24 protein-coding genes and 1 tRNA gene are annotated in these 22,294 nt (G+C 69.9%); 5 read left to right on the plus strand and 20 right to left on the minus strand.

All coding sequences use genetic code 11. The annotated features are described in order from the left end of the window. The 12 genes from VM681_11070 to VM681_11125 all read right to left on the minus strand — a co-directional run. Positions 1-854: hypothetical protein (locus VM681_11070; protein ID HVL88526.1), on the minus strand; the 854-nt coding region annotated here is incomplete at its 3' end. Between the two features lie 273 nt (positions 855-1,127). Continuing rightward, positions 1,128-1,673, minus strand: coding sequence for a hypothetical protein (locus VM681_11075; protein HVL88527.1), 546 nt, complete (start codon positions 1,671-1,673; stop codon positions 1,128-1,130). A 491-nt stretch (positions 1,674-2,164) separates the two neighbouring features. Then, positions 2,165-2,608: a PaaI family thioesterase gene (locus VM681_11080; protein ID HVL88528.1), complete on the minus strand. Its 444-nt coding sequence runs from the start codon at positions 2,606-2,608 to the stop codon at positions 2,165-2,167. A 1-nt stretch (position 2,609) separates the two neighbouring features. Continuing rightward, the gene (locus VM681_11085) at positions 2,610-3,764 is read right to left on the minus strand and encodes an acyl-CoA dehydrogenase family protein (protein ID HVL88529.1); all 1,155 of its coding nucleotides are present in this window, start codon (positions 3,762-3,764) and stop codon (positions 2,610-2,612) included. A 25-nt stretch (positions 3,765-3,789) separates the two neighbouring features. Continuing rightward, positions 3,790-6,450, minus strand: a complete 2,661-nt coding sequence (locus VM681_11090) for an AAA family ATPase (protein HVL88530.1) — start codon at positions 6,448-6,450, stop codon at positions 3,790-3,792. Between the two features lie 69 nt (positions 6,451-6,519). Next, the gene (locus tag VM681_11095) at positions 6,520-7,752 is read right to left on the minus strand and encodes a hypothetical protein (protein HVL88531.1); all 1,233 of its coding nucleotides are present in this window, start codon (positions 7,750-7,752) and stop codon (positions 6,520-6,522) included. Then, the gene (locus tag VM681_11100; protein HVL88532.1) at positions 7,704-10,181 is read right to left on the minus strand and encodes a hypothetical protein; all 2,478 of its coding nucleotides are present in this window, start codon (positions 10,179-10,181) and stop codon (positions 7,704-7,706) included. The genes VM681_11095 and VM681_11100 overlap by 49 nt, the downstream gene beginning before the upstream one ends. 68 nt (positions 10,182-10,249) lie before the next feature. Next, entirely contained in the window at positions 10,250-10,507 is a 258-nt protein-coding gene (locus VM681_11105) for a hypothetical protein (protein ID HVL88533.1), read from the minus strand. A gap of 29 nt (positions 10,508-10,536) precedes the next feature. Beyond that, positions 10,537-10,761, minus strand: a complete 225-nt coding sequence (locus VM681_11110; protein ID HVL88534.1) for a hypothetical protein — start codon at positions 10,759-10,761, stop codon at positions 10,537-10,539. Positions 10,762-10,771: 10 nt separating this feature from the next. After that, the gene (locus VM681_11115) at positions 10,772-10,990 is read right to left on the minus strand and encodes a hypothetical protein (protein HVL88535.1); all 219 of its coding nucleotides are present in this window, start codon (positions 10,988-10,990) and stop codon (positions 10,772-10,774) included. A gap of 28 nt (positions 10,991-11,018) precedes the next feature. Further along, entirely contained in the window at positions 11,019-11,186 is a 168-nt protein-coding gene (locus VM681_11120) for a hypothetical protein (GenBank protein ID HVL88536.1), read from the minus strand. A gap of 54 nt (positions 11,187-11,240) precedes the next feature. After that, positions 11,241-11,477, minus strand: coding sequence for a hypothetical protein (locus VM681_11125; GenBank protein HVL88537.1), 237 nt, complete (start codon positions 11,475-11,477; stop codon positions 11,241-11,243). Between the two features lie 326 nt (positions 11,478-11,803). Between VM681_11125 and VM681_11130 the strand changes: the two genes are divergently transcribed. Genes VM681_11130 through VM681_11140 form a run of 3 tightly spaced genes read left to right on the plus strand, consistent with a single transcriptional unit; the run spans position 11,804 to position 14,304 of the window. Then, positions 11,804-12,955, plus strand: a complete 1,152-nt coding sequence (locus VM681_11130; protein HVL88538.1) for a winged helix-turn-helix transcriptional regulator — start codon at positions 11,804-11,806, stop codon at positions 12,953-12,955. Between the two features lie 29 nt (positions 12,956-12,984). Next, the gene (locus VM681_11135; protein HVL88539.1) at positions 12,985-13,263 is read left to right on the plus strand and encodes a hypothetical protein; all 279 of its coding nucleotides are present in this window, start codon (positions 12,985-12,987) and stop codon (positions 13,261-13,263) included. Between the two features lie 9 nt (positions 13,264-13,272). After that, positions 13,273-14,304: a zinc-binding dehydrogenase gene (locus tag VM681_11140; protein HVL88540.1), complete on the plus strand. Its 1,032-nt coding sequence runs from the start codon at positions 13,273-13,275 to the stop codon at positions 14,302-14,304. Between the two features lie 18 nt (positions 14,305-14,322). On the opposite strand, the gene VM681_11145 is transcribed toward VM681_11140, so the two are convergent. After that, on the minus strand, positions 14,323-14,691 hold the full coding sequence (locus tag VM681_11145) for a hypothetical protein (GenBank protein ID HVL88541.1): 369 nt from the start codon (positions 14,689-14,691) through the stop codon (positions 14,323-14,325). A 193-nt stretch (positions 14,692-14,884) separates the two neighbouring features. Between VM681_11145 and VM681_11150 the strand changes: the two genes are divergently transcribed. Together VM681_11150 and VM681_11155 are read left to right on the plus strand one after the other, a co-directional pair. Beyond that, positions 14,885-16,012 (plus strand): winged helix-turn-helix transcriptional regulator, encoded by a 1,128-nt coding sequence (locus VM681_11150; protein HVL88542.1) that lies wholly within the window; start codon positions 14,885-14,887, stop codon positions 16,010-16,012. Between the two features lie 36 nt (positions 16,013-16,048). Next, a complete protein-coding gene (locus tag VM681_11155; protein ID HVL88543.1) occupies positions 16,049-17,146 on the plus strand; it encodes an MFS transporter in 1,098 nt (365 codons plus the stop codon). Here VM681_11155 and VM681_11160 read toward each other — a convergent pair. The 7 genes from VM681_11160 to VM681_11190 all read right to left on the minus strand — a co-directional run bounded on the left by VM681_11160 (position 17,140) and on the right by VM681_11190 (position 22,287). Continuing rightward, positions 17,140-18,048: a ketopantoate reductase family protein gene (locus tag VM681_11160; protein ID HVL88544.1), complete on the minus strand. Its 909-nt coding sequence runs from the start codon at positions 18,046-18,048 to the stop codon at positions 17,140-17,142. The two genes, VM681_11155 and VM681_11160, sit on opposite strands and share 7 nt — an antisense overlap. Then, entirely contained in the window at positions 18,045-18,950 is a 906-nt protein-coding gene (locus VM681_11165; protein HVL88545.1) for a THUMP domain-containing protein, read from the minus strand. The genes VM681_11160 and VM681_11165 overlap by 4 nt, the downstream gene beginning before the upstream one ends. Positions 18,951-18,957: 7 nt before the next feature. Continuing rightward, positions 18,958-20,139, minus strand: a complete 1,182-nt coding sequence (locus VM681_11170; GenBank protein HVL88546.1) for an MFS transporter — start codon at positions 20,137-20,139, stop codon at positions 18,958-18,960. 54 nt (positions 20,140-20,193) lie between these two features. Beyond that, the gene (locus VM681_11175; GenBank protein ID HVL88547.1) at positions 20,194-20,715 is read right to left on the minus strand and encodes a hypothetical protein; all 522 of its coding nucleotides are present in this window, start codon (positions 20,713-20,715) and stop codon (positions 20,194-20,196) included. Between the two features lie 449 nt (positions 20,716-21,164). Next, positions 21,165-21,249: transfer RNA gene (locus VM681_11180), tRNA-Leu, on the minus strand. 56 nt (positions 21,250-21,305) lie between these two features. Continuing rightward, positions 21,306-21,824, minus strand: a complete 519-nt coding sequence (locus VM681_11185) for a hypothetical protein (GenBank protein HVL88548.1) — start codon at positions 21,822-21,824, stop codon at positions 21,306-21,308. A 46-nt stretch (positions 21,825-21,870) separates the two neighbouring features. After that, positions 21,871-22,287, minus strand: a complete 417-nt coding sequence (locus VM681_11190; protein ID HVL88549.1) for an OsmC family protein — start codon at positions 22,285-22,287, stop codon at positions 21,871-21,873. Positions 22,288-22,294: the final 7 nt, after the last annotated feature.

The raw sequence follows: 22,294 nt of genomic DNA on the forward strand, positions 1-22,294 counted from the left end.
AGGACGATGATGACCGCGCCCACCTTCCCCAGGATGGGCAGGACGATGTCGTCCATGGTGGTCTCGGTGCGCTTGGCAAACACCAAGGCGATCGCAAGCGCCGCGCGGAAGAGCTTGTAGATGACGTACACCCAAACGAGGATGAGGGCAGCGTCCACGATGCGGATCGCAAGCCCGACATACCCGACCGGCGGCAGGGTTTCGAACGACTGGCGGAACCCGTAGAACAGGACGCCCACGAACACGGGCACGCGCAGCATCTGCACGATGCGCAGGCTGGCGCGCCGGCTCGCGTGGCGGGTGAACCACTTGAGGATCGGCTCCTGGAAGGCGATCGTCATGGCGGCAAAGAGCACCCAGAAGCCGAAGGTGAGCAGGAACGCGCCCATGGAGCCGTCAAGCGGCGGGGGAAGGGGGTTCTCGAAGAAGCCGAGCACCAGCGGGTTCCCTTCCACGACGAGGCCGACGCGGAGGACCACCGGCGCGTGCACGGCGCCTTCCTCGACGGCGCGGAGGGCGACCGACGCGGCCGCGCGCGTGGACTCGAGCACCTGCGGCGACTGGACGCGGAAGAGGAGCTCCGTGGCCTGCTCGGGCTCGAGCACGAAGCTCGAGGGAAGGACGGTGGCGTTCCAATCGAGGCCCGGAAGCGTCGTGTCGGCGAGCACGACGAGACGCGTGGTCCCTCGGTTGACGATCCACCAGCGGAAGTCGGCCACGCCGCCGGGCCCGATCGTCTTCTCGTACGATTCGCCGTCGAGCGTCTCCACGAGGAGGGGGCCGGCGTCCTGCGCCCCGGCCGCGGGCACCGCCAGAAGCAGGAGGATGGCCCAGGCGGCCGCTGCCCGTCGCATGGACGGGCGAACGAGGGGTATCTGTAATAAATGGAACGGTTGGACCGCGAGGAAAAGGTGCCGCTGTGCCCGCCTGCTAACAGTCCGGCATCACAGCAGCCGTACGGCTTTGCTCGCCATCCTGACCCGCAGACGGCTCGTCTCGCGGCATTTTGGGAAACGCGTTGTCCCGCGGTCAGCGCATAAGCCCTGAGGGCTCGCTCGCGCGGGGGCCCATGGCGTTGCCCGCTTCGCCTAGGGACCCGCGGTACTTGAAGGTTGGGACGCTCGCGTTCAATAGGCCGGCGGGCGGACGCCCAAGTACGCGACCGCGTCCACGGTGTTTGCGCGCTGGGGCTCGACGAGGCCCACGTCCACGAAGGAGACGAAGTTGTAGGCCGCGCCCGCCGTCCGGTCGAAGGCGCGCGGGCCGGCTTCCGACACGAACGCGCGGTGCGGACCGCCCTCGCCCGCCCGCGCGCCGCCGTACGCGTACTCGACGACGCGCCAGCGCAGGCCGTTTGGGTCCGTGAAGGGCACGACAAGCCCGGTCGGAGCCAGGCTCGCGTCCCCGCGCGGGTCGGGCGCGCCCGGCGCGGTCACGTACACGTACCGGCGAAGGCCCAAGCAGTCCGGCTGCGCTTCCACGAGCGCGTACATGGGGCCTTCGCGGTGCCAGGATGCGGACGCGTCCGGCGCGCAACGCACCATGCCGACCACGGCGACGGGGGCCCGCACCGTCGTCCGCCCGACCTCCGCGTACGCGGCCTTGCTTTCCTCGAGGAGCACCTGCGCCCCCGCCGCAACCGGCAGGGCGCTGGCTAGCGCTACGACGACCATCACCCACGGCCTCAAACCCAATCCCTCCCTGGGGAACGCGCGAGGCCGCGGCGCGTCGGAGCCGACGCTCTAGCGCGCTTTGCGCCGGAGCGTCCGCTCAGCCCGCAAGCGTCCGATCACCCCGGCAAGGGCAAGAGCGGTCGCTGGGAGAGCGATCCCGACAGGTACGGCAACACGAGTTCCCGCGGCGTGCCGCAAGCACGCATCGCGAGCGGCATGTCACGGTTTGACAGGACGATATTGAAGGTTTTGAAACCGGGCCCACCGAAATCGACGATTTGCCGATCTTGAGCGGATCAGGGCCGACTTTCGACAGAGTCTAGTCGGTTTGATCGATGATTTTCCGAGATGATGCAAAACCGCCGCCTTTTGCCAACGCGGCCCGGCCTGCGATGATCATTCATCGCAGGACGGTGGCCGCGCCGCAGGGCAGGCGCTGCTAGCCGGCCGGCGGCGGCGTGCCTTCGGCTTGCGACCTTCCGCGCGAACGCCTACGGCCGCTCCGGCCGCTCCACCTTCGCGATGGTCTGCAGGAGGACGGCGCAAGGCACGGACTTGGCCCCGTCCACTTGCTCGACCACGGCTTGCGTGACCGTGAGCGTTCGCCCCGCGCGGACGACCTCGCCCACGGCGCGGAACCGCCGACCCGCGGCGGGGCGCAGGAAGTTGATCTTGAACTCGGCCGAGACCACCGAGGAGCCGGCGGGTAAGACCGACTGGCCCGCGTAGCCGGCGGCCACGTCGGCGATGGCCGTGACGGCGGCGGCGTGCAGGGTGCCGTGCTGCTGGAGCAGATCCTCCCGCGCGTCGAGCGCCACCACCGCGCGGCCCGCCGAGACCTCCGCAAGCGTGGCGCCGATCAGGCGCAGGAACGACTGGCGTCGGAAGCTGTCGCGGATCTCCCTCTCGACCACCGGGGAAAGGACGGCGCCCATCTCACTCCGCCGGAAGCCCAAGCTCGCGCGCGATGACCATGCGCTGCACTTCGCTTGTGCCCTCGCCGATCTCGCCGAGCTTCGCGTCGCAGAAGAACCGGTGCACGGGGAATTCGGTCGTGTAGCCGTTTCCTCCGTGGATCTGGATGGCCTGGTTCGTGGCGCGCATGGACGCCTCGGTGGCGTAGAGCTTGGCCATGCTCGCCTCCTTCTTGAACGGGCGGCCGTGGTGCTTGAGCCACGCCGCGCGGTAGACGAGCCAGCGCGCGGCGTCGATCTCCGTCGCCATCGTGGCAAGCTTGAAGCCGATGGCCTGGAAGGCGCCGATGGGCTTTCCGAACTGCTGGCGCTCCTTGGCGTACGCGAGGCTCGCGTCGAGCGCGCCCTGCGCGATGCCAAGCGCCCACGCGCCAATCGCGATGCGGCCGGAGTCGAGCGTCTTCAACGCGCCGACGAAACCCGCGCCCACGCCCGCGTCCCCGCCGACGACGTTTGCGTGCGGGACGCGAGCGTCCTCCAGGAAGAACTGGCTCGTCGCGGATCCGTGGAGTCCAAGCTTTTCCTCGAGCTTGCCCATCTTCAACCCGGGCGTGCCCTTGGGCACGATGAAGGCGGTGATGCCTTTGGTGCCCTTGCCCGGATCGGTCTTCGCCATGACGGTGATGACGTCGGCGAAGTGGGCGTTCGTGCAGAACGTCTTCTCGCCGTTTAGGATCCACTCGTTGCCCTTTCGCACGGCCGTCGTCGCAAGCGCGGCCGCGTCCGAGCCGGATCCGGGCTCGGTCAAGGCCCACGCGCCGATCCTCTCGCCCGAGGCGAGCTTCGGAAGGTACGCGCGCTTCTGCTCCTCGGTTCCCTGCGCGATGTGGCTTGTGCCAAGCCCGCAGTGGGCCGCAAGCGTGAGCCCCGTGGAGCCGCAGACGCGGCTCACCTCCTCGATCATGATGCAGTAGGACACGAAGTCCGTGCCCGTGCCGCCGTACTCGGAGGGCACGGTCATGCCAAGGAGCCCAAGCTCCGCGGCCTTGCGGATCACGGGGGTGTGGAAGACACCCTTCTCGTTGATCTCGTGGATGCGCGGCTCGATCTCCTTTGCGGCGAACTCGCGCACCATCTTGCGGATGGCTTCCTGCTCCTCCGTGAGCGCGAAATCCATGGAGCGGGGGAGGCGCGCGATCGCCTTAAGGATTTTGTGGCGCCGCGGGCTTGGCGTCGGCCGCCAGGCCCGCGGCGGCAGGGCGCGCCTGCGCGGCGTCGAGCACGTAGCCGCCGCGCTCGAAGACGGCAAGCGCCGCGGCGGCAAGCTGGCGCCCTTGCGCGCCGCCGACGACCCTGGAGCGCGTGAGCTGCACGCGGGCCGCCTCGCCTTCCATGCCAAGCTCCTGGCAGGTCGCAAGCGCGAGATCCAGCTGCCGCAGCGCCTCCTCGCGCTCGCCGCGGGCCGCGTGGGCAAGCGCGAGCGTGCGACGGCCCTTGGGTACGACGTGGAGGTGGTGCCGGCCAAGCTGCAGCGCCTCCCGCGCGGCGGCCTCGGCGCCGTCGAGGTCGCCCGCGGCGAGCCGGGCCTGGGCAAGGTCGCACAGGTGGCGCGGGACGAAGAGGTGCTCCGAGTCGGCGCGGTCGCCGGCGAGGCCGCGCTCGAAGGCGGCGATGGCCTCGGCCGTGCGCCCCTCGGCAAGCTCGATGCGGCCGCGGATGGGCTCGTTCTCGCCGGCGTCCACGAGGTTCATCTTGCGAAGCGAGAGCTCGACCTTGGCCAGGCACGTGCGGGCCTCCGCGAGCTCGCCTGCGTCCACGAGACAGAAGCCAAGCTCCCGGCCCAGGAGGTCCACGAACTGGTGGCGACCCGTCTTCTCGGCCAGGGTGAGGCCCTCGCGCAGCGTGGTGATGGCCTCGGTCAGGCGCCCGAGGCCCGCCAGCGCCATGCCGACGTTGAGATGGGTCCGCAGGCGCACGGAGACGTCCGGGGACCCGGCCGCTTCGAGCTCGCGCGCCCGCGCGCAGGCTTCGAGCGCCTCGCGGAAGCGGCCGCTGTAGTTGAGCGTGGAGGCGTGGCGCGCAAACGTGCGCAGCATCTCCTCGCGCGGGGCCTGGAGGTCCGTGAGAAGCTCGAGCGCCTGGGCCGTCGCGTCCACGGCCGCCTTCACGTCCTCGCCCAACGTCAGAAGGTAGTAGTTCTTGACCGAGAGCGCCCGCGCGCGCTGGGCCGGGTCCATGCTGGGCAAAAGCGCGTCCATCTCCTCGAAGGGCTTGTGGGCCTCGCGCATCTTCCCTAGCGAGCTCCACATCTCGACGATCTTGACGAGCACGCGCGCCCGGCGCGCTCCGTCCTCGGGCGCCGTGGAGATCGAATCCCGGTACAACCGCTCGGCCTCGCGGTACTCGCCGTTGGCGGCGGCGAGGTCGCCTCCCTCCTCGGCCACGGTCGCGCGCTCGCCGTCGGGCTCCATGAGCGCAAGCGCGTCGCGGTAGCATCGCAGCGCCTCCTCGTTCGCGTACTTGGCGCGAGCTCGTCGCGCCGCCTCCACGGACCATCGGATGCCAAGCGCCGTGTCCTTGCCCGCGATGGCGTGGAAGGCCGTGAGCGCGACCTTCTCGTCGGTCGCAGGACCCTGGCGGTCCAGCACCTTGGCGATCTGAAGATGGTATTGCCGCCGGAGGGCCGGCGAGAGGGTCGCCTGGAGGTACTCGCGCAGGCTGCCGTGCGAGAAGGCGAGGTGGTCCTCGCCGGCGGGCAGGAGGACGCGGTGCGCGCGCGCGATCTCCTCGAAGCGCTGGAGGACCTGCAGCGGGGGCTGTGCGAGCACCTCGGCGACGAGCACCGGATCGAAGTACGTGCCAAAGACGGCCGCGCAGTCGAGCAGGAGACGCTCGTCGCGCGAGAGGCGCTGGCTGCGGCGCGCCAGCACGTCGGTGACCTTCTGCGGCAGGTGCACGCGCGAACCTTTCTTGAGACGGTAGCGCCCGTCATCCTCCTCCAGGGCCGACTCCTCGCGCAGCATGCGCAGGGTCTCGACGCAGAACAGCGGATTGCCGTCGGTGGCCGCCGACAGCGTCGAGGCAAGGTCGGGGGTCGGCGACGCTCCAAGCTCGATCGCGGCCAACCGCGCCACCTCCTGGGGACCCAGCGGCTTGAGAGCAAGGCGCTCGACGAGCCCCTCGCGCGACATGATCGTGAGAGCCTCGTTCGCCGGTCCTTCGGCCTCCTCGGCCCGCACGGTGGCCAGCAGCAGGATCGGGTGCTTGGGCACGATGCGGGCGAAGTAGTGGAAGAACGCGAGCGAAGAGGAATCGGCCCACTGCAGGTCGTCGACGAAGACGACCACCGGCGTCTCCGGCTTGGCCAGGCCGGACAAGAACCGTCCCATCGCTTCGAAGCGGCGCTCCCGCTCCTCGCGCGGGTCGGCGGGCGTGGCGTCCCGAACCTGGGCAAGACGCTGCGCGCGGTACAATCCGGCGCCTGCCGAAAGCATGTTGCCCACGACGGGCACGAGCTGCAGGAGCTCGGGCGAGGCGTCCTTGAGCCGTTCGCTGATCTTCTTGGTCCGGTTCTCGCTGCTGTCGTCCTCCCGCAGCGCAAAGTAGCTCGTGAGCGCGTCGTGAAACGGTAGGAACGGAACGCTCGCTTCGGGCAGGCAGGCGCCCTCGAACCAACGCACGGAGCCCGACTTGGCGCGGGTTTCGAACTCTCGCACAAGCGTCGTCTTCCCGAGCCCCGCCTCGCCCAACAACACGACGCACGACCCGCGACCGTGATCGCGCGTGGCCGCGAGCTTCTGCCACAGGAGCGACAGCTCCGCGTCGCGACCTACGAGATTGGGCGTCCCCGCTTCCGCCGGCATGCGTCGTCCGAGGGGCGGACAACGTATATGGAGGTTACGCGACGGGGAGTAGGGCACGGCGCCAACGGCCTACCCAACGACCGACTCGTAGCACCTCACGTTGGGCGTTTGGGTGGGCGGCTGCAGGATCGCGGGGAAGCCGGGCACCTGATCCACCACATCCAACGTGCACGACGCTGCGCGACCGGCAACGCCCGAAGCCGCGCCGAAGAGCTGCCCCGGCATCGCCGTCGCGCAGCCAGGCTTGAGGAACGCGACGTCGATCGCGCAGAACGCGGCATCCAACGCTACGTCCACGACGAGGAACGCCGCATCAAAGGCCACGTCGACGGCCACGAAGGCAGCGTCGAAGGCAAGTCCCACGGCAATCCACGACAGGTTCACCGCGTGCCGCTGCATCTGGCACTTGATCGAATGAAGATCGCCTTGGGCTTCCTCCACGCGATCCTCCACGAACCCGGCGGCCTGGCCGGGGAAGGTCTCGGTCATGTTCACGGCACAATACAGGATGCGGTCCACGTCGCGCGCGACGGCGCAAGCCAGTTGCAGGGGAACGCGCGGGCAGACCGTCTGGTTGACCATGCCGTTGTTGGGATCGCCACCGGAGCCAAAACCCGGAACGGGCAGGGGACCGGCCGCAGACGACGCCGTCGGGGTCGAGGGGGGATCCTCCAGCGCCTCCTCGACGTGCGAGCGCGTGTTGTTGCGAGCCTCCTGGATCGCTTGGGGCGCGCGGCACAGCGCGCGCTCGGGAGCGTCCTGGCCCAGCACGACGCCCTGGATGGCCCAATGTCGGGCCGCGTTCCAGTCTGCCGCGGCGTGGTCGATCCACGGGGCCTCCAACGCCAAGGCCGCCTGCCCGGGATCCAGGGCCTGGTAGGTCGATGTGGCGTCGGCGTCGGCCTGGGCAGCGCGCGCGTCGGGATCGGCTGCAAGACCCAGCGGGTCGGTGGCGGCGTCCACGGCGTGGCGCGTCGCCGCATCGTAGGCGAGCTCCGCGGCCGCAAACGCCCGGCCGCTTGCGCCTTGGGCGCGTGCGTTTGCCCCCTGGTGGGTTGCAAGCGGCGGGGCGCGCAGAAGGCACCGGGCCTCCTCGATCGCGTCCTCTGCGATGCGGTCTGCAAGGTCTCGCGCGTCGCGCTCGACGCCTCCGAGGGTCTCGCGCGTGTCGTCGACTGCGTCGGCGGCGGCAAGACCGGGCAGCAGGATGGCAAGGGCCAGTATGGTCGCGGGTGTTCTCGTGAAAATCCCTCCTACACGGGACAGTTTGGATTTGCGCCGCCGAGCATGGCCCACGACCATTGGTGGAACCCGCAGAACAGGCCGCCGACTCCGTCGAAGCTCTCGTACCATTGCGTCAATTGCCGGTCGATCCACGTGACCGTGTCGTAGGTGCGCGGATCGGAAATGTTGACGGCGCCCCCGGCGCCGGCGTCGCACGCGAGGGGAATCCCTCCGGGCGGACACAATTCCACGGCGACGCTCCAGGCGTCCTTGTTGGCGTCCACCGAAAGCACGGTGGTGGCGACGTGGAAGCGCCCCGCGTGGTCGGGGGCGAGAAAACCTCCGGCCGTGGCCAGGCGGTAGTGGTAACAACCAAAGGCCATGGTTCCGGTGGGACCGATCCAGGGCGTCGACGTCCCGTTGGCGAACTGGCAAACGTGTCCGGGGTCCGCGTCGGTCTCGTCATAGGCCGGGTGACCCTTCTCGCATGCGAAGGCGAGCGTGTCGTTGCCGGCGCCTCCGGGCGCAAGGCGGGAAGCGTCCTTGCACGTTTGGTTCCACCGTGCATGGAACTGGTCGTCCACCGTGCGCTTGGTGTCGTGTGCGCGAGCGAAGGCTTCGCCCGCGGGCTCGCGCGTTTCCAGGGACGCGCCCGGCTTGCCACCGGTCTCGGCGCAGGCGCGCGAGCCTTGCCACGAGGCGCACGTGGGCGCCGACTGCGACGTTGCCTTCGCTTGGCCGTCGCAGGCGGCGGCGACCGCGACGGTCAGGAGCGGCGCGCAGGAGGCAAGCTCCCGAGCTTGGAGGCCACCCACGCGCGGTTGCACGCCGGAGCCCAGCACGTAGCCACCGGGCAGGCGCAAGGCCGTGTGCAGTGGCTCGCCGTCTCCCACGAACAGCGCGTGGAACGTCGGGTCGGACAAGTCAAGGACGGTGCCAGCCGGAACCTCTTCGAGGGAGCGGCCCAGGCGTCCCTCGAGCGCGGCGCGCTTGTCGGGGTCGCGCGAAAGCCCGGCCAGGTGTCCTTCGGCCAAGGCCAAGAGGATGGCGCGTTCGGAGCCTTCCACGGCACCGGGCAACGTAGGCGTGACCGGCCCGAGGCTGGACGAGGAAGCCGCGTTTGCTTGGCCGTTTTCTCCGAAGGTCCAGCTTCGGTGGAAGGGGCCCCATAGGCGTTTGGCGAAGGCGCCGGATTTCCAGCCGATGGAGCCGTGGGCGACAAAGTCGAGGTAGGCTTCCAGCGTGAGCACGAGCGAGCCGGAGCTCACGCGTGCGGAAAGGTCCACCGTGACGACGATGCCCACCCACGATTCGACGCGGATCTTGATCTCCTTTCCCCACCACAGGCGTCCGATCTTGAACTCGTAGGCGTGGGGGTGGCCGATCTGGGCCGCCAAGGATCCGCCTCCCCCGGCGCTGCGGTTTTCAAGCACGCCGCCGTACACGGCGCCGCAAAGGTCCAATCGGACCACGTCGAACTCGACCTTTCCCGTCACGGCGCCGTTGCGGGCCGCGAACATGTCGAGCTTCTGCTTGTTGATCGTGTACCCGGGAATGACAAGATCCATAAGCCCCAGCACGGGCACGCAATCGAAGGCGCCGGGGGGCCACTTGCCAAAGATGTACACGTAGTTCCAGTTCTTGTTGAATTGCGGGCCCGTTTCGCGCGTGAGGACGCCAAGTCGCGTGAGCGTGTCGAGGCTTGCGGTAAGCGCCTGCTTGGCGACCATCTGCGCCGCGGCGCCGGCTTGGGCTTTCTTGCTGAGCTTCTCGTCGTCCTCGCTGGTTTGCTTGTCGCACTCGAGATCGTTGGGCGCGGTGTGCTTGTCGTAGCACTTGTCGCGCGCGTACCAGTTCCAGCCGCGGCTGACTTGGCTGTCGTGGTGCAGGGGCTCTTGCGGCAGGAACAGGCGGCCAAAGTACGCGTCGGCGCCGCCATATCGTTGCAGGAGGTCCTCGAAGGCCGCGGCCATGCGCGTAACCGTGGACGGCTCTCCGTAGAGCTGGCTCCAGCCTTCGATCGCGTGAAGCGTGGCCACGCGCGCGTCCACGGGACCTGCAAAGCTTGTCACGTCCGTGTCGCCCACGCGCGCGGGCAAGCCCAGATCGCAGGTGGCGAAGAAGACGTGGCGCGCGCCGGATTGTTCCAGCGCCGCGAGGAGTTCGTCGCGAGGAACAAGCGCTCCGCCCACGAAGAGGCCCAGGCCTTCCTGCCCGTGGGCGACCACGATCACGAGCTTGGCGTTGGAACGTGCAAGCGCGTCCAGGAACTCGCGTGGGGTGGCGACGTCCACGCGGTCCAAACGAACGTCGCTTTGGCGCGCAACGTCCGCAAGGTCGGCGGCCACGCTTTGGGCAAGCCGGTCGCCGTCGGAGAGCAGCGTGACCTCCTGGAAGCGCTCGCTGCTTCCGGCGCCCGACTGCACTTGGGAGCCGCCTGCGGCGCCCAACAGGGCAAGAGCCAGACACAGCGTGAAGGCGCGGTAGGTGGGGGAGCGCTTGAGCATGGTTTCGCCTCGGTCGCCGCAAGGGCGCTACGGAGTCTCGGGTCACGACCGCCGTCGGCTGGCGTGTCCTACGCGTCGCCTTCGCCCTCTGTGGCTGGTTCTTCGGCCGGGCAAGGGCTCGTGGTGTCGGGATTCTTCTCGAGGACGTAGGGATACACGAGGAGGATGCTGTGATCGTCGCCCTGGCAGCGCCAGACGCCGACGCCAATCCAGCGCCCTTCGGTGGCCTCCGCCTCGTTCACAAGCAAGCCCGGGACCATGGTCGCGGCCGCCACGCCCGCAAGGGCGAGCACCGCGAAGGTCGTCTTCGTGGTTCGGTGGTTCATGTTCAATCCCTCGTTTGGTGTCGGGTGATCTAGAGTCGGAATCCGACGGTTCGCTTCTGACCCAAGAACTCGAGGAGCCCGCGGCCCTCGCCGCAGGGGTCGGCTTGGTCGTCCCAGTCGCAGCCGTCGGGCGGCACACGGCAGACGAGCCCGTCGCCGGCAGGCTCGCAGCCCAGCGGGTAGGCCGTCGCGCCCGGGGACGAAGCGGCGACCAGGGCCAGCAGGAGTCCGGCGGTGAAGATCCGTGTAGTCATTCGAATCCCCTCACAGGCGCATCCTAAGGTGCCCGCGGCAGTTGCTCGGCTCAGGCGGGAAGCCGCTCACGTCGCAGCAGTACTCGGTGCCGCTCAAAGGATGGGCTGGGAGCCCAGGACCTTCGCATGGATCCGTTCCGTGGCCGGCAACGGCGCCGCCGGCCAGCATGCCAAGGGCCAGGAGCAGGGCGATCGACGACAGGCTCGCAAGACGCGGGTTCTGGTTCATGGACTCACTCCGTCGATGAGATGGAAGTTCAAGGCGGAAGGCCGGGCAGCGGCCGCTCGTAATTGCACGTTTCTTTGTGAAGGCGGTCGTACAGGCAGATTACGAGGTCGCAGCCCGTGCCGATGCAGACGAGGCTGCCGTTCTTGGAGCGGCCGCCCTCCTGGGCAAGGACCGTGCCCGAGCCAAGGAGCAACATCGCGGCGAGCAGGCAGATTGCAGTTCGAGCGTGCATGGTTCGACACTCCAGCGTCTAGGGGGGACCCGGAAGCGGCCGCTCGCAGCCGTCGCGGCGCGCGTCGTAGACGCAGTCATAGGCTCCGACGAGCGTTTCGCACAACCCCGCGTCGCTGGCGCAGACGAGGACGCCGTCCTTGCTGGTGATCCTGTGCGACGCTTCCGCGCCGCCGGGAACAAGACTCGTCGCAAGGAGCAGCGCAAGCCACGCGACCGTGGCGCCGGCCAAGATTCGGATTCGGGTCTTTGTCATGCGGTTCTCTCCACCGGCGCGCGGCCGTGCCGCCGCCGGCGGCGTTGCGTTCCACGCCGTCGCCCATCAACCTTGGCTGGGATGTCCGAACGGTCGCGCAAGACACGTTCAAGGCCGGGTCGGGCCTTGCGCGGCAGGCGTTCCATACGTCATTTCAAGGCTCCTGCCGAGAATGCCGTCTGCTTTCGATGTCCGGGGTCCAATCTCTTTGCGCCCTTCGGCGTGTCGCCGCGTTCGGGCGTCCGCGCATAACCTTTTGTACTGGCAAGCGGACCTTCCGGCGGGAGAGGTGTTCGCGACTGCGCTTCAGCGTCGTCCCCGCAGCGGTGGCCGTCCTCGCGCTCTCGTTCGTGATGGCCGGCCCGGCTTCCGCGCTCATGTTCGTTTCGTCCTGCGAGGGCCTGCCGACCTGCTCGGCCCACGAAGAGACCACGGAGTTGCTCAACGCAGGCTACCAAGGGGCGCGGGGCGCCGTTTCCGAGGCCCGAGACGAAGCCCATTCGAACTCCAGGGAGCGTCTCGATTCCACGTCCGAGGAGGTCGCGACCTTGCGCGAGCAAACGCGCGCCACCGATCTGGAGACCCCCTCGCCCGAGGCGCCCGTCCTGGAGACGCCCGCCGTGCCGGAGCTTCCCGGCGCCGACGTCCCCGATCTTCCGCACCTTCCCGACCTCGGCGTCCCCAGCGCGGATCCTGCGGCGCACGTCGGGCGCGCGCACGCGGCCCTGACGCTTGGGGGGCAGGCCGGATCGGCGCCGACCTCAAACGAACTGCAAGGCGCCCGGGAGCGGGCCCTCACGCGCGCGGAGGCTTTCGTCACGCGAGTCGCGGTTCCAAGGTCGGACGGCGACGCATCGCACGCTGGCCTCTCGCAGACGTACGCAACTGCGGAGTTCCCGCCGCTTCCGGCGATCCTGGGTCTTGTCGCAGGCCTCCTCGTCCTTGCCCTGCCCCTGCTCCATCGTCTCCTGCCCAACGAGGCCCTCGACCACCGTCTGCGGCAGCGGCTCTACGAGCTCGCGCAGCGGGACGAGGGCGTCACGGCAAGCGAGGCGGCGCGGGCGCTTGCCGTTTCCGCCACGACGGCAGGCTATCACCTCCGCCGGTTGCAGGCCAGCGGCATGCTGGCGGCCGAGAACGTCGGCAAGCGCCTTTGCTTCCATGTCCCGGGCCGACCCCCGAGCGCCCGGCGCGCGCGGCGGCTCCTTCGCGACCCTTCGGCGCGAAGATTGCTCGGAGCCCTCCGGGAAGGCCCCGCCGGGAGCCTGCGCGAGCTGGCGGCGCGCTCCGGCGTCTCGTTGGCGACGGCGCACGCGTGCGTCGGTCGTCTCGCGAGCGAGGGGCTCGTTGAGGTTCAACCGCGCCCAGACGCAGCCCGCTCCTACGCGGCAACGGAGCACGGGCTTGCGCTCGCGGCGCCCGCGGAGGGTCCCGGCGACGCCCTGGCGCCGCCGGCCTCGGCGGCCGCAGCCTTTTAGGTGCGGGGCGCCCTGTGCCCTCGATCCGCATGACGGCCCCCGCCTTCGAGCTCTTCATCTTCCGCTGCCGCGCGTGCGGTCGCGTGGCGCCGGACAAGTTCTGGGCCCCGCGCGGCACGAAGTCGGGCTCCCAACCCGGCGCTCTGCTCTCCTATCCCTCGCCCGAGTGCCCCAAGTGCCACAGCGCGGACGTCGACGTGAACCACGACTACAAGGACGGGGCCGAGGCGCAAGCGTGGCTCAAGGCGTGGCGGGCGGAGAACATTCCAGTGGGCGGGGCGGCGACGAACACGAACGTGAAGCTGTAGGGTTCGATCATGCGCGCAGCCTTCATCGAGAAGCACGGCGGGCTCGACGAGATCCGGCAGGGCGAGATCCCGCGGCCCGAACCGGGCCCGGGCGAGGTCCTTGTCAACGTGAAGGCCGCCGCGCTCAACCGGCTGGACCTCTTCACGCTTGCGGGCATCCCAGGGCTCAAGCTTGCGATGCCGCACGTGCTTGGCGGCGACGCGGCAGGCACCGTCCAAGCGCTGGGCCCGGGCGTCGCGGGCGTTCGACCCGGCGACCGCGTGGCGATCAATCCCGGCCTTTGGTGCGGCGAGTGCGAGGCCTGCCGCGCGGGCGAGGAGAGCCTCTGCCGGAGCTACCGCATCGTGGGCGAGCACGCGCGCGGCACCTTGGCCGAGTTTGTGGCGGTCCCCGCGCGAAACCTGCTTCCCATGCCCCTCGGGTTCCCGTTCGAGCAGGCCGCCGCCGCGCCGCTTGTCTACCAGACCGCCTGGCGCGCGCTTCTCAATCGTGGCCAGCTCCGCTCGGGGCAGACGCTGCTTGTGGTGGGCGCCGGCGGCGGCCTGTCGCCCGCCGCCGTCCAGATCGCCCGCCACGTCGGCGCGCGCGTGATCGCGCTCACGAGCAACGAGGAGAAGGCCAAGCGCGTGAAGGAACTGGGCGCCGAGCACGTCGTGAACTACCGCGAGAAACCCGACTGGGACCGGGAGGTCTGGCAGCTCACGGGAAAGCGCGGCGTGGACGTCGTCTTCGACAACGTGGGGAAGGAGACGCTTGCCAAGAGCGTCCGCAGCTGCGCCAAAGGCGGGCGCGTCGTCGTGTGCGGGGGCACGACGGGTTACGACGTTTCGTTCGACCTCGCGCCGATCTTCTGGCGCCAGGTGTCCGTCGTCGGCTCGACCATGGGAAGCGACCGGGAGACGCGGGCGGTCATGGATCTCGTCTGGAAAAAGCAGCTTCGCCCCGTCCTCGATCGCGTCGTGCCGCTCCACCAGGCCAAGGAGGCCCTCCGCGCCATGCAGGCCGGGGAGACGTTCGGGAAGATCGTGCTGACGATCTAGGCCCGGGATCGGCCGCCTTCAGCGATACATCCGCTCGAGGCTCTCGTACTCCCGCTTCTTCTGCGGCACGGGGGCGAGCTTGCCTGCAAATTCGCGGCGAGCCTCCAGGAGCGAAAGCAGGGCCTCGCGCTCGGCTTCGCGACCGGCGAAGAGCTGCGGCGACCGCACGATCGCTTCGATCTCGCGGTTGCTGGCCTCGACGAGCCCCTCGCACTTGGCAAACAGCTGCGCGCCAAAGTCGTTCGTGACGTTCTCGTCCACGACCTGCGTGGAGATGCGCAGCCGCTCGATCGCGAGAAACGAAGTCTGCGCCATGATCGCGTTCATTGCGGTGAGCAAAGCCAGCCGTTCGACAAGGCCCTCGAGCGATTGCGGGCGCGCGTCCATGGAGGGCCGAAGGCCGACCGCGACGAAAAGCGTGCTGTGTCCGTATTGCGTTCGGAAAACCTTCGAAATGACCGCCCTCATGGCAACATTACCATGCAACGTCCGGTTTTTTTCCGGTCTTTGCGGCTGATTCAAAGGGAGTATCCATAACTCCTATATAGCGTCCAGCGCACGTTCCACCGGGCTTTGGGCCATGGCGCGCAGCATCCTCGCGGGCGTCCTCGTTTGCATCCTTGCGGCAAGCGTCGCCGCCGCCGCGCCCGGCGATCTGCCCGGGCTTCCCGTCGAGCCGGGGTCCGGGCCGCCCCACGCGGCCAAGGACGCGCCCGCACCGGTCCGCCAGATTTCGAGCAAGGCCGCGCCCCCCGTGGAGAAGGCCCCGCCCGGGCTTGTGGAGCAAGTCGCGGCGCTTCTTTCCGGCGCTGGCTTGGCGCTCTCCGGCGCGGCCGGTGCGCTCGGAACGGCACTGGGCGCGGCGGGCTCCGCGCTGCTCGCATTCCTGGAGGCCGTCGTCGCGGCGCTCTCGTCGGCCGCGTCCTGGCTTGGCGCCGCGCTTGCCAGCGGAACGATCGTGGTCACCGACGGGCTCGCGCGGGCCGCGGACGCGGTGGTCTCCGGCCTCGTCGCGTTTGCAAACGCGGTCGCCCGAGGCCTCCTCGTGTTTGCCTCGGCCGTGGCGGCTGGGATCGCCGCGCTGGGATCCGCCGCCGCAGCGGTTCCGTCCTCGATTCCCCCCGAGCACCACGCGCTCGCCGGCGGCGCCGCCGGCGCCGCGGCCGCCGTCGCGGGGCTCTCGCTCCTGCACTACCTCGGCTTCCTCGCTCCGCTCTACTCCCGCCTGGCGCCCCGCGAGCTTCTCGACAACGGGGCCCGCGCGCGGATCTTCGAGCTCATCCGCGCGAATCCGGGCACCCACGCAAGCGCTATCGCGCAGGCGGCCGGCACGGGCTGGGGCACCACGATGTACCACCTCGCGCGGCTGCGCGAGGCTCGCATGATCGTCGCCAACCGGCACGGCAACAAGACGTGCTACTTCCCCATGGGAATCCCCGAGGGAACCCGCGCGCGCCTGGCCGCGACGCGTCACGACCGCGCGCGCGAGATCGCCGATTTCGTCCGGTCCCGGCCGGGCGCCACGCAGAAAGAGGTGGCCGCCTCGCTTGGCATGTCCCCCGCGCTTGTCTCCTGGCACGTGCGCCGTCTCCAGCAGGCCGGCGTCCTGGGCGCACGCCGCGAAGGACGCGCGACGCTGCTTGTGCCCGCCGCCGCGGCGCCCGCCGCGCCGCCGGGCCTTCCGGCGACCGCGCCGGCCGCCGCGTAGGGAAGCCTTAACGAAGCGTCGCGCCTTGCCGGCGCGTTGCAGTTCGCGCGCGGCCCCACCTACGCGGTGCAGATCGCAAGCCATCTTGGCCTCTCGGCCGTGGGCCTGTTCGTCCCGCTGCACGCCAAGACCCTTGGCGCCTCGGACGTGGAAGTGGGTTTCATCGTGGCCGCCTACGGCGCCGCCGTGTTCTTCGCGGGGTGGCTCTCCGGCCGCGCGGCCGACCGGCTGGGCGCCAAGCGCCTGGTCCTGCGGGCGGGCCTCTTGGTGGCGGGCCTCACCTCGCTTCTCGTCGCGGTCGCGACGGATCCGGTGTCGCTCGGTCTTGCCCGCGTCGCTTTTGGCATCGGGTCCGGCGCCTTTCCGGCCGCCTTGATCGCGTACGCGTACGATCAAACGCGCCGCCCGGGCCGTTTCGCCGCCTGGGGGAGCCTCGGCTTTGCGCTTGGCAACGTCGTCGCCGGGCTCCTTGGCGATCCGCGCGAGGTGTTCGTGGCCGGAGGGGCGCTCCTGCTGGCCGCGCTTGCCGTCTCGTTCCTCCTGCCGCCACGCCCCGAAGTCCGCGTCCAGGTGCCGTTGTTCCCGCGCGAGGTCATCGCCCGCAACCTTCCCGCGTACACGGCCATGACCATCCGGCACACCGGCGCGGCGGCCGTGTGGGCCGTCTTCCCGATCCACCTTGCCCTTCTCGGCGCGACCCACCTCGAGATCGGGCTCCTGTACGCGGCGAACGGAATCTTTCAGTTCACCTTCATGCACGTCTCCGACCGCTTCGCGAGCGTCCCCATGGTCGTGGGCGGGCTTGCGACCTCCGCCCTCACCTTCCTCCTCCTTGCTGCGGCGGCGGACCTTCCGGCGCTCTTTGCGATCCAGGTCGTCCTGGGCCTGTCGTGGGCGCTTTTGTACGTGGGCACGCTCAAGTACGTGATGGAGCGAAACGTCGAGCGCGCCACCTCGACGGGCCTCCTGCAGAGCGCCCAGTCCATGAGCAACGTGCTGGGCCCCCTCATGGGAGGCGTCGTCGCGCAGGCGGCCGGCTACACGGCGACCATGTGGGTGGCGCTTGCCATGAGCCTCGTCGCGATCCCGATCTTCGTCTGGGAGAGACGCGTGCTTGCGCGCGCGAATCAGTAGCGCGTCGTGCGCTCGATGCCGTGCACGAGCGCAAGCAGCGTCGCGTTGACGGGCGTCGGGACGCTGTGCTGGGCGCCAAGGGCGACGATGCGCCCGTTGATGGCGTCGATCTCCGTCCGCCGGCCCCGCTCGAGATCCTGGAGCATGCTGCACTTGTTGGCCGCAGTCCGTTCGGCCGTGATCCGCGCACGCTCCAGGAGATCGTCCTCCGGCAGCGGGGCGCGCGCCGCCGTGGCCACGGCGATCGCCTCGCGGCAGGCCGCCTCCATCGCTCCTTGGAGCTCCGGATCGGAAAGGAGTGCGCCGTTGGGAAGTCCCGCGATGGCGGCGACCGGGTTGATCCCGGCGTTCACGATGGCCTTGGCCCACAGCTCAGCGTCGATGGAGTCCACGGGCTCGGTTGCAAGCCCGCACGCGGAGAGCTCGTCGGCCAAGCGCGCGACCTCGTCGCGCGGCGCGCCGCGCGATCCCAGGCGCGTGTAGCCCGCGCCCGCGTGCTCGACGTGCCCGGGCGCCACGAACGTGACGCCATGCGTGGTCACGGCCGCAAGCGCCCGCGAGGGGCCCACGGCCTCCTCCACGAGGTCGAGGTTCGAAAGTCCGTTCTGCATCGAGAGCACGAAGGGGCGCGAGACGAGAAGGGGCGAGGCCTCCGCAAGCGCGCGCTCGGTGTCGTACGCTTTCGTCGTGAGGAGGACAAGATCGGCGGGCGGCGCCTGCGCCACGGAGATGACCGCGTTCGGCTTTGAACGAAGATCGGTTCCACCCGTGACCCGAAGCCCGGCGGCGGCGACGGCTTCCGCGTGCGCCCGCCGGGCCACGAGCGTCACCTCGTGACGCCGGGAAAGGAGCGCGCCCACGAAGCTTCCGACCGCTCCGGCGCCCAGGACGACGACCCTCACGCGAGGACCTCCCGCGCGACCGCATACGGCGGCAACTGCCCGCGGACCACGGCCGACAGCCGGGCCACGTCGCTGTCGCGGAGCGCCACGAGCGGCGCAAGGAACGGCGGATCGCCGGCCGGAAGCGCGACCGCCTGCTCCAGCGAGGCGCCGACGAACACGGCGCTTGCGCCATGGCGCGAGGCGATGGAACGCCACTCGAGCGGATCGTCTCCCGCGGCCGGCAGAACGCGAAGAGGCGGATGCCACGCTCGCAGGGCCGCGATCGAGTCGTCGCCGCCCGGCGGCACCGGCAGGGCGAGCACGTCGCAACCGCGCCGCAACGCCATCCACGCGGCGCAGGCGCCGCGAAGGTCCCCCACGGCCGCCGCCGCAACGCCTTCCACGCCAGCCGGCAGGCCGCCGGGTCCCGGCTCCACGGATTCGTAGTAGTACGCGCGCTCGTCCCGGATCTCGAAGAAGAACTCGCGCTCGGGCGCCGAGAGGTCCACGCGGGCGGCCGGAACGCGCGCCAGCACGGCCGCGCCGATCTCGCCGGCCACCTGCGCGCTCGTGAAGGCGTGCTCCCCCGTGCGCCGCGCGCGGATCGCAAACCGCGTTCCCGCGCCAAGGAGCGCGCCCGCGCGCAAGGCCGCGTGCTCCTTCAGCGCCGACGGGTCGGCGGGAAGCTCCGTGACGCGGCTCCAGGAGACGAGGCCAAAAAGATGCGAGAGCGCGTCGGAGGCGGCCGCATCGTCGTCGCACCGCAGCCGCAGGCGCCCCCATTCGCGCTCGATGCCGCCCTTCGCGCCGCGGGCCGACAGGAGCGCAAGGAGGTTGTCGCCGAGCTTGCGCTCGAAGCGCGATCGGACGATCGCGCTTTTCACGCCGATCTCGCCGTACCGCAGGAGGTAGACGGGCAACGGCGCCTCATGCGGGAACGCCGGATATACCTTTTTGGGCCTCGCGCCGCGCCCACGCCAATACGACGGCGGAAGCAAGCGCCACCGCCGCCGCAAGCGCGAAGGCGACCGGCGCGCCAAGGAGCTGCCACACGGCGCCAAGCGCGGTTCCCGCCGGAAGGGCGGCAAAGGCGAGGACCGCGCTGTGGGCGCCAAGCGCCGTCCCGCGCAAGCCGGCGGGCGAAAGCTCGCTCACGGCCGCCCGCGCGACCCCGTCGGAAAGTCCCAGGAAAAGCCCCGCGGCCGCGAACCAGACGGGAAGCGTCTCGCGCGTGGCAAGCGCAAAGCCCGAGGCGACGACCGCAAAGACGAGGAAAGACGCGAGAAGGACCGTCAACCGTCCGACGCGGTCGGCCAACCGCCCAGCCGGAATCGCGGTGGCGGCAAAGACGATGTTCAGGAGCACGTAGAGCGCGAGAGCCTCCGCCAATCCGGCGCCCAACTCGTGCGCGCGCACGAGGAGGAAGGCGTCGCTCACCCGGGCGACCGCAAAGAGACCCGACGCGGCAAGCACGAGCCTGAGCGGGCGCGGAAGCGCGGCAAGCGCGCCGCGGAGACGAAGCGGAGCGCGCGGCGTGCCGGGAACCTCCCGCACGAGCGTCGCCACGAGCACGGCGGCCAACGCCGGCACGGCGGCCAACACGAAAACCGACTGGAACGGCGTCTGGCCGGCCGCGAGCACCACGACGGCCAACGCCGCCGCGGACCCGCCCACGGCGCCCAACGTGTCCATCGCGCGGTGGAAGCCGAAGGTCGCTCCGTACCGCCGCGCGTCGGAGGAGTCGGCCAACAGCGCGTCCCGAGGCGCGGTGCGCACGCCCTTGCCAACGCGGTCGAGGAACCGCGCGGCAACGACGTGCGGCCAGACCGAGGCAAGAGCGTACAGCGGCTTGGCAAGACCGGAGGCGGCGTAACCGGCCACGACAAACGGCTTGCGCCGACCGGTCCGGTCGCTCGCGTGCCCGCCGCCCAGCCGAAGCGCGGCCGAAACGGTCTCGGCGAGACCCTCCATGAAGCCGACCGCGACGACGGGCGCGCCAAGGGGCCCCACGAGAAAGAGCGGCAGGAGCGGGAAGACCATCTCGCTTGCGAGATCCTGGAGCGCGCTCACGGCTGCGAGGATGCGGACGTTGCGGGGGCGAGACGGCAACGCAGGCCCGAATCGAATGCGAGCGCAAGAAGCAAGCGGTCGTACCGGTCGAGCCTAGCTGCCCGACGCGTCGGTCGAGGACGGCAGCCACTCGAGCAGGACCCGGATCAAGCCTCCTTCCTCGCCCGACAAGGGCGAGAACGTGAAGGTCCACTCTCGCGCGCTGCCCATGTCCTCGCGGAGATTCCAGGTGAACTCCTGCGGGCCGCCGCGGCCAAAGCCGTATCCGCCCAGGCTCCAGCCGCCTTGGTCGAGCATGTGCTCGGCCTGCGGCGCCACGTCCGAAAGTCCCGTCGCGCGAGCGCCGTAGCCTCCGGCCAGCTGCGAGCCCAGCGTCATGCGGTAGCCGCGGGCGCCCTCCGGTGCCACGAACCGCAGCGCCGCGCAGGGCGAGTAGGCCTTGCAGTGGAACTCGAACGTCTCGCCGACGGGCGCCGTTTGAACGCCCGACCGCTCGGCGGCCCACTGTTGGAACCAGGGATCGTCTTGCAACGACGGCGCGTCCGCCGGCGTTTCGACGAGCACGGGAAGGCCTGACACGCCGGCCGCCAGGACTAAGACTGCCACGCGAAGCATGACGAAGCTACGGCGCCCTCGCCCGTTTGAACTTTTTCACCGCGGATGGCGATTTCCGAACGGAAGCGGCCAGACGGCGGGCTTCCGGGCGCTCAGGCCGGACGTCGGCAGATGTATACGTATGTATACATGTGTATACGTCGTGCTTCGCTGCCGCTGGCTCTCCAGCACTCGCGCAGGTGCCCCGATGGGCCTGCCGCCGCGCCGACCCGCGCTCGGCTACCGATGAGTTCGCTCGCTTGCGCCTGCGGCGCAAGCGTCGCTCCTCATCCTCGCGCACTGTTGGCTGCCGCTGGCAGCCAAGAAGTGCGCGGATCAGGATTCTCCGTGGAACCTCGCTTCGCTCGGTTCCACGTCGCCGTCGGCCGCGCCCCGCGCGGCCTCCGGTGAACCTCCGGTCAATATCCTGACCGCAACATGGGCCGTCGGCTGCGCCGACGGCCCCATAGTGCGCGGATCAGGATTTGAACCTGAGAACTCCTTCGAGACTAGACCCTCAATCTAGCGCCTTAGACCAAGCTTGGCTATCCGCGCGATTGGGCGCTTGGCGTGGGCGGTAAGCCATTCAGGTATAAAAAGGGACACGACGGCTAGGACGGGCGCGGGAAAAACGGCGGAAGCCACAGCGCCACGGCCATGAGCACGATCGTGGCAAGCGTGACGACGGGCAGGAACGGATAGTACTGCCCCTTGCGAAGCAGCCGGCCCAGCGGGTAGCTCAGCGCCTTGGCGAACAGGAAGAACAGGACGACGAGGAAGGCGGAGAGCAGGCTTGCCGCGGCGGCAAGCGCGGCGACGTCGGCCCGCGCAAGGGCGAAGACGCCGCCCACGCGCTCCCACGAAAGGACGGAGAGGAGGGCCACGAGAGCCCACTTGGCAAGAAGCGGCGCGCCAAGCGCAAAGCCTGCGGCGGCCGCGTCGAGGACGAGCATGACAAGCGCAAAGACGATCCAGAACTCCATGAACTCGCGCTGCGCGGAAAGGTGCCGGATGTCCGAGAGGCTTGCGACGGCGAAGCTTCCAAGCAGGAAGAACAGGCCGTAGGTCTGCCACTCGCTCAACGAGACGACAAGGTAGGGCGCGAGATCGGCAAGCTCGGCCAAGGCCACGGGCGCGCACATGCGCGGCGAGGCTTCACCTTGTCGAAACGAGTCGCTACCGCGGGGCGGTGACGGCGGCCTCCCACGCGACGGGCGCGGCCTCGCGGATCGTGCCGGCCACCGAGCAGTACTTGTCCACTGAGAGCCGGACGGCCTCCTCGAAGGCCGCCGACGGCACGTCGCCTTCCACCTCGAACCGGAGCTTGAGGGAGGTGAACGAGCGGGGGTAGGGCTTCTCTCGCCGCTCGCCCGTGCAGGTCACGCGCAAGTTCCGGAAGGAGAGGCGCTTCTTGCGAAGGACGATGCCGACGTCCACGAGCGCGCAGGCTCCAAGCGATGCGAGGAGGTGCTCAAGCGGGCTTGCGCCGTGGCGGCCCTCGGGCGGGTTGTCGAAGGTCATGACGGCTCCCGAGGGCGCCACGCATTCCATCGCGTCGCGCTCGGGGTCGAGGTTCCGGACGACAAGCTCCATCGTTGCC

The sequence above is a fragment of the Candidatus Thermoplasmatota archaeon genome (assembly GCA_035541015.1).
Classification (GTDB): Archaea; Thermoplasmatota; SW-10-69-26; order JACQPN01; family JAIVGT01; genus DATLFM01.

What these genes read in the sequence shown, in the direction of transcription:
- VM681_11100 (HVL88532.1), bottom strand. Translation starts at nt 10,181, where the DNA reads ATGCTCAAGCGCTCCCCCACCTACCGCGCCTTCACGCTGTGTCTGGCT.
- VM681_11080 (HVL88528.1), bottom strand. Translation starts at nt 2,608, where the DNA reads ATGGGCGCCGTCCTTTCCCCGGTGGTCGAGAGGGAGATCCGCGACAGC.
- VM681_11140 (HVL88540.1), top strand. Translation starts at nt 13,273, where the DNA reads ATGCGCGCAGCCTTCATCGAGAAGCACGGCGGGCTCGACGAGATCCGG.
- VM681_11085 (HVL88529.1), bottom strand. Translation starts at nt 3,764, where the DNA reads ATGGATTTCGCGCTCACGGAGGAGCAGGAAGCCATCCGCAAGATGGTG.
- VM681_11075 (HVL88527.1), bottom strand. Translation starts at nt 1,673, where the DNA reads ATGGTCGTCGTAGCGCTAGCCAGCGCCCTGCCGGTTGCGGCGGGGGCG.
- VM681_11120 (HVL88536.1), bottom strand. Translation starts at nt 11,186, where the DNA reads ATGTTGCTCCTTGGCTCGGGCACGGTCCTTGCCCAGGAGGGCGGCCGC.
- VM681_11115 (HVL88535.1), bottom strand. Translation starts at nt 10,990, where the DNA reads ATGAACCAGAACCCGCGTCTTGCGAGCCTGTCGTCGATCGCCCTGCTC.
- VM681_11150 (HVL88542.1), top strand. Translation starts at nt 14,885, where the DNA reads ATGGCGCGCAGCATCCTCGCGGGCGTCCTCGTTTGCATCCTTGCGGCA.
- VM681_11090 (HVL88530.1), bottom strand. Translation starts at nt 6,450, where the DNA reads ATGCCGGCGGAAGCGGGGACGCCCAATCTCGTAGGTCGCGACGCGGAG.
- VM681_11175 (HVL88547.1), bottom strand. Translation starts at nt 20,715, where the DNA reads ATGCTTCGCGTGGCAGTCTTAGTCCTGGCGGCCGGCGTGTCAGGCCTT.
- VM681_11135 (HVL88539.1), top strand. Translation starts at nt 12,985, where the DNA reads ATGACGGCCCCCGCCTTCGAGCTCTTCATCTTCCGCTGCCGCGCGTGC.
- VM681_11145 (HVL88541.1), bottom strand. Translation starts at nt 14,691, where the DNA reads ATGGACGCGCGCCCGCAATCGCTCGAGGGCCTTGTCGAACGGCTGGCT.
- VM681_11190 (HVL88549.1), bottom strand. Translation starts at nt 22,287, where the DNA reads ATGGAGCTTGTCGTCCGGAACCTCGACCCCGAGCGCGACGCGATGGAA.
- VM681_11105 (HVL88533.1), bottom strand. Translation starts at nt 10,507, where the DNA reads ATGAACCACCGAACCACGAAGACGACCTTCGCGGTGCTCGCCCTTGCG.
- VM681_11110 (HVL88534.1), bottom strand. Translation starts at nt 10,761, where the DNA reads ATGACTACACGGATCTTCACCGCCGGACTCCTGCTGGCCCTGGTCGCC.
- VM681_11125 (HVL88537.1), bottom strand. Translation starts at nt 11,477, where the DNA reads ATGACAAAGACCCGAATCCGAATCTTGGCCGGCGCCACGGTCGCGTGG.
- VM681_11095 (HVL88531.1), bottom strand. Translation starts at nt 7,752, where the DNA reads ATGGTCGTGGGCCATGCTCGGCGGCGCAAATCCAAACTGTCCCGTGTA.